Origin of the sequence: Streptomyces sp. NPDC046870 (assembly GCF_040704595.1) — a bacterium.
In the GTDB taxonomy this organism is placed as follows: Bacteria; Actinomycetota; Actinomycetes; order Streptomycetales; family Streptomycetaceae; genus Streptomyces; species Streptomyces argyrophylli.
The window spans coordinates 716,087-728,548 of the sequence record NZ_JBEYXM010000002.1 but is presented as its reverse complement, the minus strand read 5'-3'; the positions used below and the strand labels follow the sequence as shown (position 1 = coordinate 728,548).

The 12,462-nt window shown below is 66.6% G+C and carries 23 protein-coding genes; all 23 read left to right on the top strand.

Annotated elements, in window-relative coordinates; translation table 11 throughout:
- The first annotated feature begins 34 nt into the window (after positions 1-34).
- The 23 genes from rplV (at position 35) to AB0946_RS07660 (ending at position 12,401) form a co-directional block, all read left to right on the top strand.
- A complete protein-coding gene (rplV, locus tag AB0946_RS07770) occupies positions 35-382 on the top strand; it encodes a 50S ribosomal protein L22 (protein WP_019329637.1) in 348 nt (115 codons plus the stop codon).
- Positions 382-1,203 carry a 30S ribosomal protein S3 gene (gene rpsC, locus AB0946_RS07765; RefSeq protein ID WP_003998826.1) on the top strand — a complete coding sequence of 274 codons (822 nt, stop codon included), beginning with the start codon at positions 382-384 and terminating at the stop codon, positions 1,201-1,203. The genes rplV and rpsC overlap by 1 nt, the downstream gene beginning before the upstream one ends.
- A gap of 5 nt (positions 1,204-1,208) precedes the next feature.
- A complete protein-coding gene (gene rplP, locus AB0946_RS07760; RefSeq protein WP_061920723.1) occupies positions 1,209-1,628 on the top strand; it encodes a 50S ribosomal protein L16 in 420 nt (139 codons plus the stop codon).
- Positions 1,628-1,852, top strand: coding sequence for a 50S ribosomal protein L29 (gene rpmC / locus AB0946_RS07755; RefSeq protein WP_030174543.1), 225 nt, complete (start codon positions 1,628-1,630; stop codon positions 1,850-1,852). The genes rplP and rpmC overlap by 1 nt, the downstream gene beginning before the upstream one ends.
- Positions 1,852-2,139 (top strand): 30S ribosomal protein S17, encoded by a 288-nt coding sequence (gene rpsQ, locus AB0946_RS07750; protein ID WP_030641193.1) that lies wholly within the window; start codon positions 1,852-1,854, stop codon positions 2,137-2,139. The genes rpmC and rpsQ overlap by 1 nt, the downstream gene beginning before the upstream one ends.
- Before the next feature lie 99 nt (positions 2,140-2,238).
- Positions 2,239-2,607: a 50S ribosomal protein L14 gene (gene rplN, locus AB0946_RS07745; protein ID WP_003998823.1), complete on the top strand. Its 369-nt coding sequence runs from the start codon at positions 2,239-2,241 to the stop codon at positions 2,605-2,607.
- Positions 2,608-2,609: 2 nt separating this feature from the next.
- Entirely contained in the window at positions 2,610-2,933 is a 324-nt protein-coding gene (gene rplX / locus AB0946_RS07740; protein WP_366759672.1) for a 50S ribosomal protein L24, read from the top strand.
- Positions 2,933-3,490 (top strand): 50S ribosomal protein L5, encoded by a 558-nt coding sequence (gene rplE / locus AB0946_RS07735; RefSeq protein WP_366759671.1) that lies wholly within the window; start codon positions 2,933-2,935, stop codon positions 3,488-3,490. Before rplX ends, rplE begins: the two co-directional genes overlap by 1 nt.
- Before the next feature lie 5 nt (positions 3,491-3,495).
- Complete coding sequence (locus AB0946_RS07730; protein WP_003948630.1) at positions 3,496-3,681, top strand: type Z 30S ribosomal protein S14; 186 nt, start codon at positions 3,496-3,498, stop codon at positions 3,679-3,681.
- A gap of 211 nt (positions 3,682-3,892) precedes the next feature.
- Complete coding sequence (gene rpsH, locus AB0946_RS07725; RefSeq protein WP_014674378.1) at positions 3,893-4,291, top strand: 30S ribosomal protein S8; 399 nt, start codon at positions 3,893-3,895, stop codon at positions 4,289-4,291.
- Positions 4,292-4,315: 24 nt separating this feature from the next.
- Positions 4,316-4,855 (top strand): 50S ribosomal protein L6, encoded by a 540-nt coding sequence (gene rplF / locus AB0946_RS07720; protein ID WP_014674379.1) that lies wholly within the window; start codon positions 4,316-4,318, stop codon positions 4,853-4,855.
- A 3-nt stretch (positions 4,856-4,858) separates the two neighbouring features.
- The gene (gene rplR, locus AB0946_RS07715) at positions 4,859-5,242 is read left to right on the top strand and encodes a 50S ribosomal protein L18 (RefSeq protein ID WP_014674380.1); all 384 of its coding nucleotides are present in this window, start codon (positions 4,859-4,861) and stop codon (positions 5,240-5,242) included.
- A gap of 36 nt (positions 5,243-5,278) precedes the next feature.
- Entirely contained in the window at positions 5,279-5,884 is a 606-nt protein-coding gene (gene rpsE / locus AB0946_RS07710; RefSeq protein WP_019753099.1) for a 30S ribosomal protein S5, read from the top strand.
- Between the two features lie 2 nt (positions 5,885-5,886).
- Positions 5,887-6,069, top strand: coding sequence for a 50S ribosomal protein L30 (gene rpmD, locus AB0946_RS07705; RefSeq protein WP_003974250.1), 183 nt, complete (start codon positions 5,887-5,889; stop codon positions 6,067-6,069).
- Between the two features lie 2 nt (positions 6,070-6,071).
- Positions 6,072-6,527 (top strand): 50S ribosomal protein L15, encoded by a 456-nt coding sequence (gene rplO, locus AB0946_RS07700; protein WP_004984514.1) that lies wholly within the window; start codon positions 6,072-6,074, stop codon positions 6,525-6,527.
- Between the two features lie 189 nt (positions 6,528-6,716).
- Entirely contained in the window at positions 6,717-8,030 is a 1,314-nt protein-coding gene (secY, locus tag AB0946_RS07695) for a preprotein translocase subunit SecY (protein WP_014674383.1), read from the top strand.
- Positions 8,030-8,692: an adenylate kinase gene (locus AB0946_RS07690; protein ID WP_366759670.1), complete on the top strand. Its 663-nt coding sequence runs from the start codon at positions 8,030-8,032 to the stop codon at positions 8,690-8,692. Before secY ends, AB0946_RS07690 begins: the two co-directional genes overlap by 1 nt.
- Positions 8,693-8,794: 102 nt before the next feature.
- A complete protein-coding gene (map, locus tag AB0946_RS07685; RefSeq protein ID WP_366759669.1) occupies positions 8,795-9,631 on the top strand; it encodes a type I methionyl aminopeptidase in 837 nt (278 codons plus the stop codon).
- A 162-nt stretch (positions 9,632-9,793) separates the two neighbouring features.
- Positions 9,794-10,015, top strand: coding sequence for a translation initiation factor IF-1 (infA, locus tag AB0946_RS07680; protein ID WP_003948620.1), 222 nt, complete (start codon positions 9,794-9,796; stop codon positions 10,013-10,015).
- 60 nt (positions 10,016-10,075) lie between these two features.
- Positions 10,076-10,189: a 50S ribosomal protein L36 gene (rpmJ, locus tag AB0946_RS07675; RefSeq protein ID WP_003998809.1), complete on the top strand. Its 114-nt coding sequence runs from the start codon at positions 10,076-10,078 to the stop codon at positions 10,187-10,189.
- Positions 10,190-10,382: 193 nt separating this feature from the next.
- Entirely contained in the window at positions 10,383-10,763 is a 381-nt protein-coding gene (rpsM, locus tag AB0946_RS07670) for a 30S ribosomal protein S13 (protein ID WP_030641206.1), read from the top strand.
- Positions 10,764-10,829: 66 nt separating this feature from the next.
- Complete coding sequence (gene rpsK / locus AB0946_RS07665) at positions 10,830-11,234, top strand: 30S ribosomal protein S11 (protein ID WP_003956432.1); 405 nt, start codon at positions 10,830-10,832, stop codon at positions 11,232-11,234.
- A 144-nt stretch (positions 11,235-11,378) separates the two neighbouring features.
- On the top strand, positions 11,379-12,401 hold the full coding sequence (locus AB0946_RS07660; RefSeq protein WP_003966937.1) for a DNA-directed RNA polymerase subunit alpha: 1,023 nt from the start codon (positions 11,379-11,381) through the stop codon (positions 12,399-12,401).
- The last annotated feature ends 61 nt before the right edge of the window (positions 12,402-12,462 follow it).

Sequence of the window (12,462 nt, the reverse complement as noted above, 5' to 3'; positions counted from 1 at the left end):
GCATTCAGACACGTAAGTAACTGAAGGGACAACCATGGAAGCCAGGGCCCAGGCGCGGTACATCCGCGTCACGCCCATGAAGGCCCGCCGCGTGGTGGACCTCATCCGTGGCATGGACGCCACGGAGGCCCAGGCCGTCCTGCGATTCGCTCCGCAGGCCGCCTCCGTGCCGGTGGGCAAGGTGCTCGACAGCGCCATCGCCAACGCCGCGCACAACTACGACCACACCGACGCCGACAGCCTCTACATCTCCGAGGCCTACGTCGACGAGGGCCCGACCCTGAAGCGGTTCCGTCCGCGTGCCCAGGGCCGTGCCTACCGGATCCGCAAGCGGACCAGCCACATCACCGTGGTCGTCAGCAGCAAGGAAGGAACCCGGTAATGGGCCAGAAGGTAAACCCGCACGGGTTCCGGCTCGGTGTCACGACCGACTTCAAGTCGCGTTGGTACGCCGACAAGCTGTACAAGGACTACGTCAAGGAAGACGTCGCCATCCGTCGGATGATGACGTCCGGCATGGAGCGCGCCGGCATCTCCAAGGTGGAGATCGAGCGCACCCGTGACCGCGTCCGCGTGGACATCCACACGGCTCGCCCGGGCATCGTCATCGGCCGCCGCGGCGCCGAGGCCGACCGCATCCGCGGTGACCTGGAGAAGCTGACCGGCAAGCAGGTCCAGCTCAACATCCTCGAGGTCAAGAACCCGGAGACGGACGCTCAGCTGGTGGCCCAGGCCGTCGCCGAGCAGCTGTCCTCCCGCGTCTCCTTCCGCCGTGCCATGCGCAAGAGCATGCAGTCGGCGATGAAGGCCGGCGCCAAGGGCATCAAGATCCAGTGCGGCGGCCGCCTCGGCGGCGCCGAGATGTCCCGCTCGGAGTTCTACCGCGAGGGCCGCGTGCCCCTGCACACGCTCCGCGCGAACGTGGACTACGGCTTCTTCGAGGCCAAGACGACCTTCGGCCGCATCGGCGTGAAGGTCTGGATCTACAAGGGCGACGTGAAGAACATCGCCGAGGTCCGCGCCGAGAACGCTGCGGCCCGTGCGGGTAACCGCCCGGCCCGTGGTGGTGCAGACCGCCCGGCCCGTGGTGGCCGTGGTGGCGAGCGGCGCGGTCGCAAGCCGCAGCAGGCTGCCGGCGCCGAGGCCCCCAAGGCCGAGGCTCCCGCGTCCGCTCCGGCTGAGAGCACCGGAACGGAGGCCTGACCGTCATGCTGATCCCCCGTAGGGTCAAGCACCGCAAGCAGCACCACCCGAAGCGCCGTGGTATGGCCAAGGGCGGTACGACGGTTGCGTTCGGCGAGTACGGCATCCAGGCCCTCACGCCGGCGTACGTGACCAACCGCCAGATCGAGGCGGCTCGTATCGCGATGACCCGCCACATCAAGCGTGGCGGCAAGGTCTGGATCAACATCTACCCGGACCGTCCCCTCACCAAGAAGCCGGCCGAGACCCGCATGGGTTCCGGTAAGGGTTCGCCGGAGTGGTGGATCGCGAACGTTCACCCCGGTCGGGTGATGTTCGAGCTGTCGTACCCCAACGAGAAGATCGCCCGTGAGGCGCTCCTTCGCGCGGCCCACAAGCTGCCGATGAAGTGCCGGATCGTCAAGCGCGAGGCAGGTGAAGCGTGATGTCGGCCGGTACCAAGGCGTCCGAGCTGCGCGAGCTGGGCAACGAGGAGCTTCTGGGCAAGCTCCGCGAGGCCAAGGAAGAGCTGTTCAACCTCCGCTTCCAGGCGGCGACCGGTCAGCTCGAGAACCACGGTCGGCTGAAGGCCGTCCGCAAGGACATCGCGCGGATCTACACCCTGATGCGTGAGCGCGAGCTGGGCATCGAGACGGTGGAGAGCGCCTGATGAGCGAGAGCAACGTGACTGAGCAGAACACCGAAGCCCGGGGCTTCCGCAAGACCCGTGAGGGTCTCGTCGTCAGCGACAAGATGGACAAGACCGTCGTCGTCGCCGTCGAGGACCGTGTGAAGCACGCGCTGTACGGCAAGGTCATCCGCCGTACGAACAAGCTCAAGGCCCACGACGAGCAGAACGCCGCGGGCGTCGGCGACCGTGTCCTCCTCATGGAGACCCGGCCGCTGTCCGCGACGAAGCGCTGGCGCGTCGTCGAGATCCTCGAGAAGGCCAAGTAATTCTCCTGCGGGGCTCCCCTCGCAGGACAGTTCCGCCAGGCTCCGGGGGCCGCTCGCCGAGCGGCCCCCGGGGAACCGGCAGACGATCAGGAGATAGACGTGATCCAGCAGGAGTCGCGACTGCGTGTCGCCGACAACACTGGTGCGAAGGAGATCCTTTGCATCCGTGTGCTCGGTGGCTCCGGTCGCCGCTACGCGGGCATCGGTGACGTCATCGTCGCCACCGTCAAGGACGCGATCCCCGGTGGCAACGTGAAGAAGGGTGACGTCGTCAAGGCGGTCATCGTTCGCACCGTCAAGGAGCGCCGCCGTCCGGACGGCTCGTACATCCGCTTCGACGAGAACGCCGCCGTCATTCTGAAGAACGACGGCGACCCTCGTGGCACCCGCATCTTCGGCCCGGTCGGGCGTGAGCTGCGCGAGAAGAAGTTCATGAAGATCATCTCGCTGGCTCCGGAGGTGCTGTAAGCATGAAGATCAAGAAGGGCGACCTGGTCCAGGTCATCACCGGCAAGGACAAGGGCAAGCAGGGCAAGGTCATTGCCGCTTACCCGCGCGAGGAGCGCGTCCTGGTCGAGGGTGTCAACCGGGTCAAGAAGCACACCAAGGCCGGTCCGACCGCCACCGGTTCCCAGGCCGGCGGCATCGTGACCACCGAGGCGCCGATCCACGTCTCCAACGTCCAGCTGGTCGTGGAGAAGGACGGCAACAAGGTCGTCACGCGTGTCGGCTACCGCTTCGACGAAGAGGGCAACAAGATCCGCGTTGCCAAGCGGACGGGTGAGGACATCTGATGGCTACCACCACCACTCCGCGTCTGAAGCAGAAGTACCGCGAGGAGATCGCGGGCAAGCTGCGTGACGAGTTCAAGTACGAGAACGTCATGCAGGTTCCCGGCCTCGTCAAGATCGTGGTCAACATGGGTGTCGGCGACGCCGCCCGTGACTCGAAGCTGATCGAGGGCGCGATCCGCGACCTGACCACCATCACCGGTCAGAAGCCGGCCGTCACCAAGGCCCGCAAGTCCATCGCGCAGTTCAAGCTGCGCGAGGGTCAGCCGATCGGCGCCCACGTCACGCTCCGTGGCGACCGCATGTGGGAGTTCCTGGACCGCACCCTGTCGCTCGCGCTGCCGCGCATCCGCGACTTCCGCGGCCTGTCCCCCAAGCAGTTCGACGGCCGTGGCAACTACACCTTCGGTCTCACGGAGCAGGTCATGTTCCACGAGATCGACCAGGACAAGATCGACCGTACCCGGGGCATGGACATCACCGTGGTGACCACGGCGACCAACGACGAAGAGGGCCGTGCCCTTCTCCGTCACCTCGGCTTCCCGTTCAAGGAGGCGTGAGCGAGATGGCGAAGAAGGCTCTGATTGCCAAGGCTGCTCGCAAGCCCAAGTTCGGTGTGCGTGGCTACACCCGCTGCCAGCGCTGCGGCCGCCCGCACTCCGTGTACCGCAAGTTCGGCCTGTGCCGCGTGTGCCTTCGTGAGATGGCTCACCGTGGCGAGCTGCCGGGCGTCACCAAGAGCTCCTGGTAATCCCGACTTTTAGGGATTCCTGGACCTCTCGGTAAGCAACCGGGACGGCAGGGGCGCCCGCCCTCATGGCTTAGGCTAGGAGGGTTGGGCCTCTGCCGCCCTGAACGACTTACTACGCCGTAGGTCCCCGCACCGCACCCGTCCCGTCCATGTACGGGGAGAGGGATGGCGCATATAGGAAACCCCGGCGAGAAAGGCCACAGGCCAATTCATGACCATGACTGATCCGATCGCAGACATGCTGACGCGTCTGCGGAACGCGAACTCGGCGTACCACGACTCGGTGTCGATGCCGCACTCCAAGATCAAGTCTCACATCGCGGAGATCCTCCAGCAGGAGGGCTTCATCACGGGCTGGAAGGTCGAGGACGCCGAGGTCGGCAAGAACCTCGTCCTGGAGCTGAAGTTCGGCCCCAACCGTGAGCGCTCCATCGCGGGCATCAAGCGGATCTCCAAGCCCGGTCTCCGGGTGTACGCGAAGTCCACCAACCTGCCGAAGGTGCTGGGCGGCCTCGGCGTGGCGATCATCTCCACGTCGCACGGGCTCCTCACCGACAAGCAGGCCGGCAAGAAGGGCGTGGGTGGGGAAGTCCTCGCCTACGTCTGGTAGCAGAAGGGAACGGAGGAAACAGCTATGTCGCGCATCGGCAAGCTCCCCATCGCGGTTCCCGCCGGCGTGGACGTCACCATCGACGGCCGGACGGTCTCGGTCAAGGGCCCCAAGGGCTCGCTGACCCACACCGTTGCCGCGCCGATCGACATCGCTAAGGGCGAGGACGGCACCCTCCAGGTGACCCGCCCGAACGACGAGCGTCAGAGCAAGGCCCTGCACGGCCTCTCCCGCACGCTGGTGGCGAACATGATCACCGGCGTGACCCAGGGTTACGTGAAGAAGCTCGAGATCAGCGGTGTCGGTTACCGAGTGACCGCCAAGGGTTCGAACCTGGAGTTCGCTCTCGGTTACAGCCACCCGATCCTGGTCGAGGCCCCCGAGGGCATCACCTTCAAGGTGGAGACCCCGACCCGTTTCTCGGTCGAGGGCATCGACAAGCAGAAGGTCGGCGAGGTTGCGGCCAACATCCGCAAGCTGCGCAAGCCTGACCCGTACAAGGCCAAGGGCGTCAAGTACGAGGGCGAAGTCATCCGCCGCAAGGTCGGAAAGGCGGGTAAGTAAGCCATGGCATACGGGCAGAAGATCCTCAAGGGCGACGCCTACAAGCGCGCCGCGATCAAGCGCCGTCACATCCGGATCCGCAAGCGGATCTCCGGTACGGCGGAGCGCCCCCGTCTGGTCGTGACCCGCTCCAACCGCCACATCGTGGCGCAGGTGATCGACGACCTGAAGGGCCACACCCTGGCGTCGGCGTCCACCCTGGACGCGTCGATCCGTGGCGGCGAGGCCGACAAGTCCGCGCAGGCCAAGCAGGTCGGCGCCCTGGTCGCCGAGCGTGCCAAGGCCGCCGGTGTCGAGGCCGTCGTGTTCGACCGTGGTGGCAACCAGTACGCCGGGCGCATCGCCGCCCTGGCGGACGCCGCCCGCGAAGCCGGGCTCAAGTTCTGAGCCGCTTGTAGCTAGCGGAAAGAGAGAGGTAATCCAATGGCTGGACCCCAGCGCCGCGGAAGCGGTGCCGGTGGCGGCGAGCGGCGGGACCGGAAGGGCCGTGACGGCGGCGCTGCTGCCGCCGAGAAGACCGCGTACGTCGAGCGCGTCGTCGCGATCAACCGCGTCGCCAAGGTTGTGAAGGGTGGTCGTCGCTTCAGCTTCACCGCGCTGGTCGTGGTGGGCGACGGTGACGGCACCGTGGGTGTCGGTTACGGCAAGGCCAAGGAGGTGCCGGCCGCCATCGCCAAGGGTGTTGAGGAGGCCAAGAAGCACTTCTTCAAGGTCCCCCGGATCCAGGGCACCATCCCGCACCCCATCCAGGGTGAGAAGGCTGCCGGCGTCGTGCTGCTCAAGCCCGCGTCCCCGGGTACCGGTGTGATCGCCGGTGGTCCGGTGCGTGCCGTGCTCGAGTGCGCCGGTATCCACGACGTGCTGTCGAAGTCGCTCGGCTCCGACAACGCCATCAACATCGTGCACGCGACCGTGGAGGCCCTGAAGGGTCTGCAGCGTCCCGAGGAGATCGCGGCCCGCCGTGGTCTGCCGCTCGAGGACGTCGCTCCCGCGGCCCTGCTGCGTGCGCGTGCCGGGGCGGGTGCGTAATCATGGCGCAGCTCAAGATCACGCAGGTCAAGTCCTACATCGGCAGCAAGCAGAACCACCGTGACACCCTGCGCTCCCTTGGTCTCAAGGGCATCAACACGCAGGTCGTCAAGGAGGACCGCCCCGAGTTCCGCGGCATGGTGCACACCGTCCGCCACCTCGTGACGGTCGAGGAGGTCGACTGATCATGGCGGAGCAGAACCCGCTCAAGATCCACAACCTCCGTCCCGCCCCGGGCGCCAAGACCGCCAAGACCCGTGTCGGTCGTGGTGAGGCGTCGAAGGGTAAGACGGCCGGTCGTGGTACCAAGGGCACCAAGGCCCGCTACCAGGTTCCGGAGAGCTTCGAGGGTGGCCAGATGCCGCTCCACATGCGCCTCCCGAAGCTGAAGGGCTTCAAGAACCCGTTCAAGACCGAGTACCAGGTCGTGAACCTCGACAAGCTGGCCGCGCTCTACCCCGAGGGTGGCGAGGTCACGGTCGAGGGTCTGGTGGCCAAGGGTGCCGTTCGCAAGAACAGCCTCGTGAAGGTCCTCGGCCAGGGCGAGATCTCCGTGGCGCTGCAGGTGACGGTCGACGCCGTCTCCGGCTCCGCCAAGGAGAAGATCACCGCTGCCGGCGGCACGGTCACCGAGCTCGTCTGAGTCCCTCGGACGACGCCTCGATGACGTAAACGGTCCCGACCGGGGATACCTCACAATGAGGTATCCCCGGTTGGTCGTTCCTAGGGGGGCAGTGTCGCCGGTAAGGTGGCCTGCACTGTTCTTTTTCGTATTCGTCGAACCTCAGACCGTCACCCTTGACGCAGTTGCGCGGGGGTCGCAGGAGGCACCGTGCTCACCGCGTTCGCCCGGGCGTTCAGGACGCCCGACCTGCGCAAGAAGCTGCTCTTCACGCTGGGCATCATCGTGGTCTACCGGGTCGGTACCCACATCCCGATCCCCGGCGTGAACTACAAGGCAGTCCAGACCTGTGTGAACGAGGCGCAGGGCAACCAGGGCCTGTTCGGCCTCGTGAACATGTTCAGCGGTGGTGCGCTGCTGCAGATCACGGTCTTCGCGCTCGGCATCATGCCGTACATCACGGCCAGCATCATCCTTCAGCTGCTGACCGTGGTCATCCCGCGCCTGGAAGCCCTGAAGAAGGAGGGCCAGGCCGGCACGGCGAAGATCACGCAGTACACCCGCTACCTCACCGTGGCGCTCGCCATCCTCCAGGGCACCGGCCTGGTCGCCACCGCCCGCAGCGGCGCGCTCTTCAGCGGCTGCTCGGTCGCCACGAGCATCGTCCCCGACCAGGCGATCTTCACCACGATCACCATGGTCATCTGCATGACCGCGGGTACGGCGGTCGTGATGTGGCTCGGTGAGCTGGTCACCGACCGCGGTATCGGCAACGGCATGTCGATCCTGATGTTCATCTCGATCGCGGCGACGTTCCCGTCCGCGCTGTGGGCCATCAAGAAGCAGGGCACGCTGGCCGGCGGCTGGATCGAGTTCGGCACCGTCATCGCGGTGGGCCTGGTCATGGTCGCGCTCGTCGTCTTCGTCGAGCAGGCCCAGCGCCGCATCCCGGTGCAGTACGCGAAGCGCATGATCGGACGCCGTTCCTACGGCGGTACGTCCACGTACATCCCGCTGAAGGTGAACCAGGCGGGTGTGATCCCTGTCATCTTCGCCTCCTCGCTGCTCTACATCCCGGCACTCGTGGCGCAGTTCGCGGGAGGCAAGTCGGGCTGGAAGACTTGGGTCGAGCAGAACCTCACCAAGGGCGACCACCCGATTTACATCGTTTCGTACTTCTTGCTCATCGTTTTCTTCGCGTTCTTCTACGTGGCGATCTCCTTCAACCCCGAAGAAGTAGCCGACAACATGAAGAAGTATGGTGGCTTCATCCCGGGCATCCGGGCTGGCCGACCGACCGCTGAGTACCTGAGCTACGTGCTCAACCGGATCACCTGGCCGGGTTCGCTGTATCTGGGTCTGATCGCTCTCGTACCGACAATGGCGTTGGTGGGCTTCGGGGCAAGCCAGAACTTCCCCTTCGGAGGGACCAGCATCCTCATCATCGTGGGTGTCGGCCTCGAGACGGTGAAGCAGATCGAGAGCCAGCTCCAGCAGCGCAATTACGAAGGGTTCCTCCGCTGATGCGTATCGTCCTCGTCGGGCCGCCGGGTGCCGGTAAGGGAACGCAGGCCGTCCGGCTCGCAGAGAAGCTGGGCGTCCCGCACATCTCCACGGGCGACCTGTTCCGGGCCAACATCAGTCGGCAGACGGATCTGGGCAAGCTCGCGAAGTCCTACATGGACGCCGGCAACCTCGTTCCCGACGAGGTGACGATCGCGATGGCCAAGGACCGCATGGAGCAGCCCGACGCGGAGAACGGCTTCCTGCTGGACGGCTTCCCGCGGAACGTCTCGCAGGCCGAGGCCCTGGACGAGCTGCTGCGGACCGAGGGCATCACGCTGGACGCGGTGCTGGACCTGGAGGTCCCCGAGGACGAGGTCGTCAAGCGCATCGCCGGCCGGCGCATCTGCCGCAACGACTCCTCCCACGTCTTCCACGTGACGTACAGCCCGCCGAAGCAGGAGGGCGTCTGCGACGTCTGCGGCGGCGAGCTGTACCAGCGCGACGACGACTCCGAGGAGACCGTCCGCAAGCGGCTGGAGGTCTACCACACGCAGACCGAGCCGATCATCGACTACTACAAGGCGCAGGGCCTGGTCGTCACGATCTCCTCCCTGGGCCCGGTGGACGAGATCACGCGGCGGGCGATGGAGGCCCTCAAGCGCGAGAAGGCCGAGAAGTAGCTCCCGGCCCTTCCGGCCGCGGTGCCCTCCCCGGGGTGCCGCGGCCGTACTGTTGTACAGGTATCCCCAGCCGATGTGAGTGACGGAGAGCGCAGGCCCCTCATGGTGCAGATCAAGACCCCCGAGCAGATCGCGAAGATGCGGGCGGCGGGCCTGGTCGTAGCGGCCATCCACGCGGCGACGCGCGAGGCCGCGGTGCCGGGCGCCACCACCAGGGACCTGGACGAGGTGGCCCGCAAGGTGCTCGCCGAGCACGGAGCCAAGTCGAACTTCCTCGGTTACGGCGGCTTCCCCGCGACCATCTGCACCTCCGTGAACGACGTGGTCGTCCACGGCATCCCCTCCGGCGACGTCGTCCTGAAGGACGGCGACATCATCTCCGTCGACTGCGGCGCGATCGTCGACGGCTGGCACGGCGACGCGGCCTACACCGCGTTCGTGGGCTCCGGCCACGCCCCGGAGCTGATCGAGCTGTCCCGGGTGACCGAAGAGTCGATGTGGGCCGGTATCGCGGCCATGAAGCAGGGCAACCGCCTGGTCGACGTCTCCCGGGCGATCGAGACGTACATCCGCCGCCAGCCCAAGCCGGGCGGCGGCCGGTACGGGATCATCGAGGACTACGGCGGCCACGGCATCGGCACCGAGATGCACATGGACCCGCACCTGCTGAACTACGTGGACCGCCGGCGCGGCAAGGGCCCCAAGCTGGTCCCGGGCTTCTGCCTCGCGATCGAGCCGATGGTGTCGCTGGGCACCCCGCGCACCGAGGTCCTGTCGGACGACTGGACGGTCATCACCACCGACGGCACCTGGTCCTCCCACTGGGAGCACTCCGTCGCCCTGACGGAGCAGGGCCCGCTGGTCCTCACCGCCCCCGACGGAGGCAGGGCCAAGCTCGCCGAGCACGGCGTCACCGCGGCACCGGACCCGCTGGCTTAACGATCTCCCCCGTAGGGCAGACTTCCTCGATTCGCCTTTCGCGGTGCGCCGACGTAGACTGACTCGTCGGCTCTCGTGCACCCGCATGTCCGCATGCTCCCGCAGGGGAATCCCAGGGATCGCCTGAGAGTCGATCAAGGTAGTCGATTCGAAGGGCGAAGCGTGGCCAAGAAGCAAGGTGCCATCGAGATCGAGGGCACTGTCGTCGAGTCTCTGCCGAACGCCATGTTCAAGGTCGAGCTCCAGAACGGCCACCAGGTCCTGGCACACATCAGCGGCAAGATGCGTATGCACTACATCCGCATCCTCCCTGACGACCGGGTCGTGGTGGAGCTGTCTCCGTACGACCTGACGCGTGGCCGGATCGTCTACCGGTACAAGTAGATCTTGCCCGCGCCCCGGGCCCGCCCGGTGCGATGGCACTGACCCGGAGAACCTCACCCCATGAAGGTCAAGCCGAGCGTCAAGAAGATCTGCGACAAGTGCAGGGTGATCCGCCGTCACGGCCGGGTCATGGTCATCTGCGAGAACCCGCGCCACAAGCAGCGCCAGGGCTGACGCACGACCATCACCCTCTGCACCTCTATCGCAGAGTCTTCGCGCGACGCGAGCTGAATATGTTCATACGCAGAGCCCGAGCCAACCAGCTCGACACCCCCGGTTCGGAGGCCGGGGACCCGGTTCGTACCTAGTACGGCGGCCGGGAGCCGGTTCTGTGGAAGACCTCCGAAGATTCACCAGGAGCCATTGAATGGCACGCGTTTCCGGTGTCGACATCCCGCGCGACAAGCGCGTGGAGATCGCCCTCACCTACGTGTTCGGCATCGGCCGGACCCTCTCGAAGGAGACGCTGGCTGCGACCGGCGTCGACCCGAACACCCGCGTCCGTGACCTGACCGAAGAGCAGCTGGTCGCGATCCGCGAGTACGTCGACAACAACATCAAGACCGAGGGTGACCTCCGTCGCGAGATCCAGGCCGACATCCGCCGCAAGGTCGAGATCGGCACCTACCAGGGTCTCCGTCACCGTCGCGGTCTGCCCGTCCGCGGTCAGCGCACCAGCACCAACGCCCGCACCCGCAAGGGCCCGCGTCGCGCCATCGCCGGCAAGAAGAAGCCGGGCAAGAAGTAGTCCGCAGCGGACACCTGTCCACGGTCTTCGCTGTAGGACCGACCACCTCCCTCTAGGAGTTTGTAGATGCCCCCCAAGGGACGTCAGGGCGCTGCCAAGAAGGTGCGCCGCAAGGAAAAGAAGAACGTCGCTCACGGCCACGCGCACATCAAGAGCACGTTCAACAACACGATCGTGTCGATCACGGACCCGTCCGGCAACGTGATCTCCTGGGCCTCCGCCGGCCACGTCGGCTTCAAGGGCTCCCGGAAGTCCACGCCGTTCGCCGCGCAGATGGCCGCCGAGTCGGCTGCCCGCCGCGCCCAGGAGCACGGCATGCGCAAGGTCGACGTGTTCGTCAAGGGCCCGGGTTCCGGTCGTGAGACCGCGATCCGCTCCCTGCAGGCCACGGGCCTCGAGGTCGGCTCCATCCAGGACGTCACCCCGACCCCGCACAACGGCTGCCGTCCGCCGAAGCGTCGTCGCGTCTGACGCTTCCCGGGTCGCTGGTCGCGGGCGGTACGGCTCCTTCGGGTCGTGCCGCCCGTACCCTTGCAGTACCCGCGCTTTTCCCGGGCGCGGATTCCGTCGGGCGTCAAATAGCGGGCGTCCACGAAAGAAGGATCTGATCCACACATGCTGATCGCTCAGCGTCCCTCGTTGACCGAAGAGGTCGTCGACGAGTTCCGCTCCCGGTTCGTGATCGAGCCGCTGGAGCCGGGCTTCGGCTACACCCTCGGCAACTCCCTCCGCCGCACCCTCCTGTCGTCGATCCCCGGCGCTGCTGTCACCAGCATCCGCATCGACGGCGTCCTGCACGAGTTCACCACCGTGCCGGGCGTCAAGGAGGACGTCACCGACCTGATCCTCAACATCAAGCAGCTGGTCGTCTCCTCGGAGCACGACGAGCCGGTCGTGATGTACCTGCGCAAGCAGGGCCCGGGTCTGGTCACCGCCGCCGACATCGCGCCCCCGGCCGGTGTCGAGGTGCACAACCCCGACCTGGTCCTCGCCACGCTGAACGGCAAGGGCAAGCTGGAGATGGAGCTGACGGTCGAGCGCGGCCGCGGTTACGTCTCCGCCGTGCAGAACAAGCAGGTGGGCCAGGAGATCGGCCGTATCCCGGTCGACTCCATCTACTCGCCGGTGCTCAAGGTCACGTACAAGGTCGAGGCCACGCGTGTCGAGCAGCGCACCGACTTCGACAAGCTGATCGTCGACGTCGAGACCAAGCAGGCGATGCGTCCGCGTGACGCCATGGCCTCCGCCGGCAAGACGCTGGTCGAGCTGTTCGGTCTCGCCCGCGAGCTGAACATCGACGCCGAGGGCATCGACATGGGTCCGTCCCCGACGGACGCCGCGCTCGCCGCCGACCTGGCGCTGCCGATCGAGGAGCTGGAGCTCACCGTTCGGTCGTACAACTGCCTCAAGCGTGAGGGCATCCACTCCGTGGGTGAGCTGGTCGCGCGTTCCGAGGCCGACCTGCTGGACATCCGCAACTTCGGTGCGAAGTCCATCGACGAGGTCAAGGCGAAGCTGGCCGGCATGGGCCTGGCCCTGAAGGACAGCCCGCCCGGATTCGACCCGACCGCCGCCGCGGACGCCTTCGGCGCGGACGACGACGCGGACGCCGGGTTCGTCGAGACCGAGCAGTACTGAGCGCTCCGCGAGGAGGCCGGTTCTGCGGCTGCGGGCCCGCTGTGGCTGGTCGCGCAGTTCC

Excerpts from the sequence above, each read along its gene's own strand:
- map (WP_366759669.1), top strand. The coding sequence starts at position 8,795 with ATGGTGCAGATCAAGACCCCCGAGCAGATCGCGAAGATGCGGGCGGCG.
- AB0946_RS07730 (WP_003948630.1), top strand. The coding sequence starts at position 3,496 with ATGGCGAAGAAGGCTCTGATTGCCAAGGCTGCTCGCAAGCCCAAGTTC.
- rpsE (WP_019753099.1), top strand. The coding sequence starts at position 5,279 with ATGGCTGGACCCCAGCGCCGCGGAAGCGGTGCCGGTGGCGGCGAGCGG.
- rpsQ (WP_030641193.1), top strand. The coding sequence starts at position 1,852 with ATGAGCGAGAGCAACGTGACTGAGCAGAACACCGAAGCCCGGGGCTTC.
- rplO (WP_004984514.1), top strand. The coding sequence starts at position 6,072 with ATGGCGGAGCAGAACCCGCTCAAGATCCACAACCTCCGTCCCGCCCCG.
- rplX (WP_366759672.1), top strand. The coding sequence starts at position 2,610 with ATGAAGATCAAGAAGGGCGACCTGGTCCAGGTCATCACCGGCAAGGAC.
- rpsH (WP_014674378.1), top strand. The coding sequence starts at position 3,893 with ATGACCATGACTGATCCGATCGCAGACATGCTGACGCGTCTGCGGAAC.
- AB0946_RS07660 (WP_003966937.1), top strand. The coding sequence starts at position 11,379 with ATGCTGATCGCTCAGCGTCCCTCGTTGACCGAAGAGGTCGTCGACGAG.
- rpsC (WP_003998826.1), top strand. The coding sequence starts at position 382 with ATGGGCCAGAAGGTAAACCCGCACGGGTTCCGGCTCGGTGTCACGACC.
- rpmC (WP_030174543.1), top strand. The coding sequence starts at position 1,628 with ATGTCGGCCGGTACCAAGGCGTCCGAGCTGCGCGAGCTGGGCAACGAG.
- rplV (WP_019329637.1), top strand. The coding sequence starts at position 35 with ATGGAAGCCAGGGCCCAGGCGCGGTACATCCGCGTCACGCCCATGAAG.
- rplR (WP_014674380.1), top strand. The coding sequence starts at position 4,859 with ATGGCATACGGGCAGAAGATCCTCAAGGGCGACGCCTACAAGCGCGCC.
- rplE (WP_366759671.1), top strand. The coding sequence starts at position 2,933 with ATGGCTACCACCACCACTCCGCGTCTGAAGCAGAAGTACCGCGAGGAG.
- rpmD (WP_003974250.1), top strand. The coding sequence starts at position 5,887 with ATGGCGCAGCTCAAGATCACGCAGGTCAAGTCCTACATCGGCAGCAAG.
- AB0946_RS07690 (WP_366759670.1), top strand. The coding sequence starts at position 8,030 with ATGCGTATCGTCCTCGTCGGGCCGCCGGGTGCCGGTAAGGGAACGCAG.
- rpsM (WP_030641206.1), top strand. The coding sequence starts at position 10,383 with ATGGCACGCGTTTCCGGTGTCGACATCCCGCGCGACAAGCGCGTGGAG.
- rplF (WP_014674379.1), top strand. The coding sequence starts at position 4,316 with ATGTCGCGCATCGGCAAGCTCCCCATCGCGGTTCCCGCCGGCGTGGAC.
- rplP (WP_061920723.1), top strand. The coding sequence starts at position 1,209 with ATGCTGATCCCCCGTAGGGTCAAGCACCGCAAGCAGCACCACCCGAAG.
- rpmJ (WP_003998809.1), top strand. The coding sequence starts at position 10,076 with ATGAAGGTCAAGCCGAGCGTCAAGAAGATCTGCGACAAGTGCAGGGTG.
- rpsK (WP_003956432.1), top strand. The coding sequence starts at position 10,830 with ATGCCCCCCAAGGGACGTCAGGGCGCTGCCAAGAAGGTGCGCCGCAAG.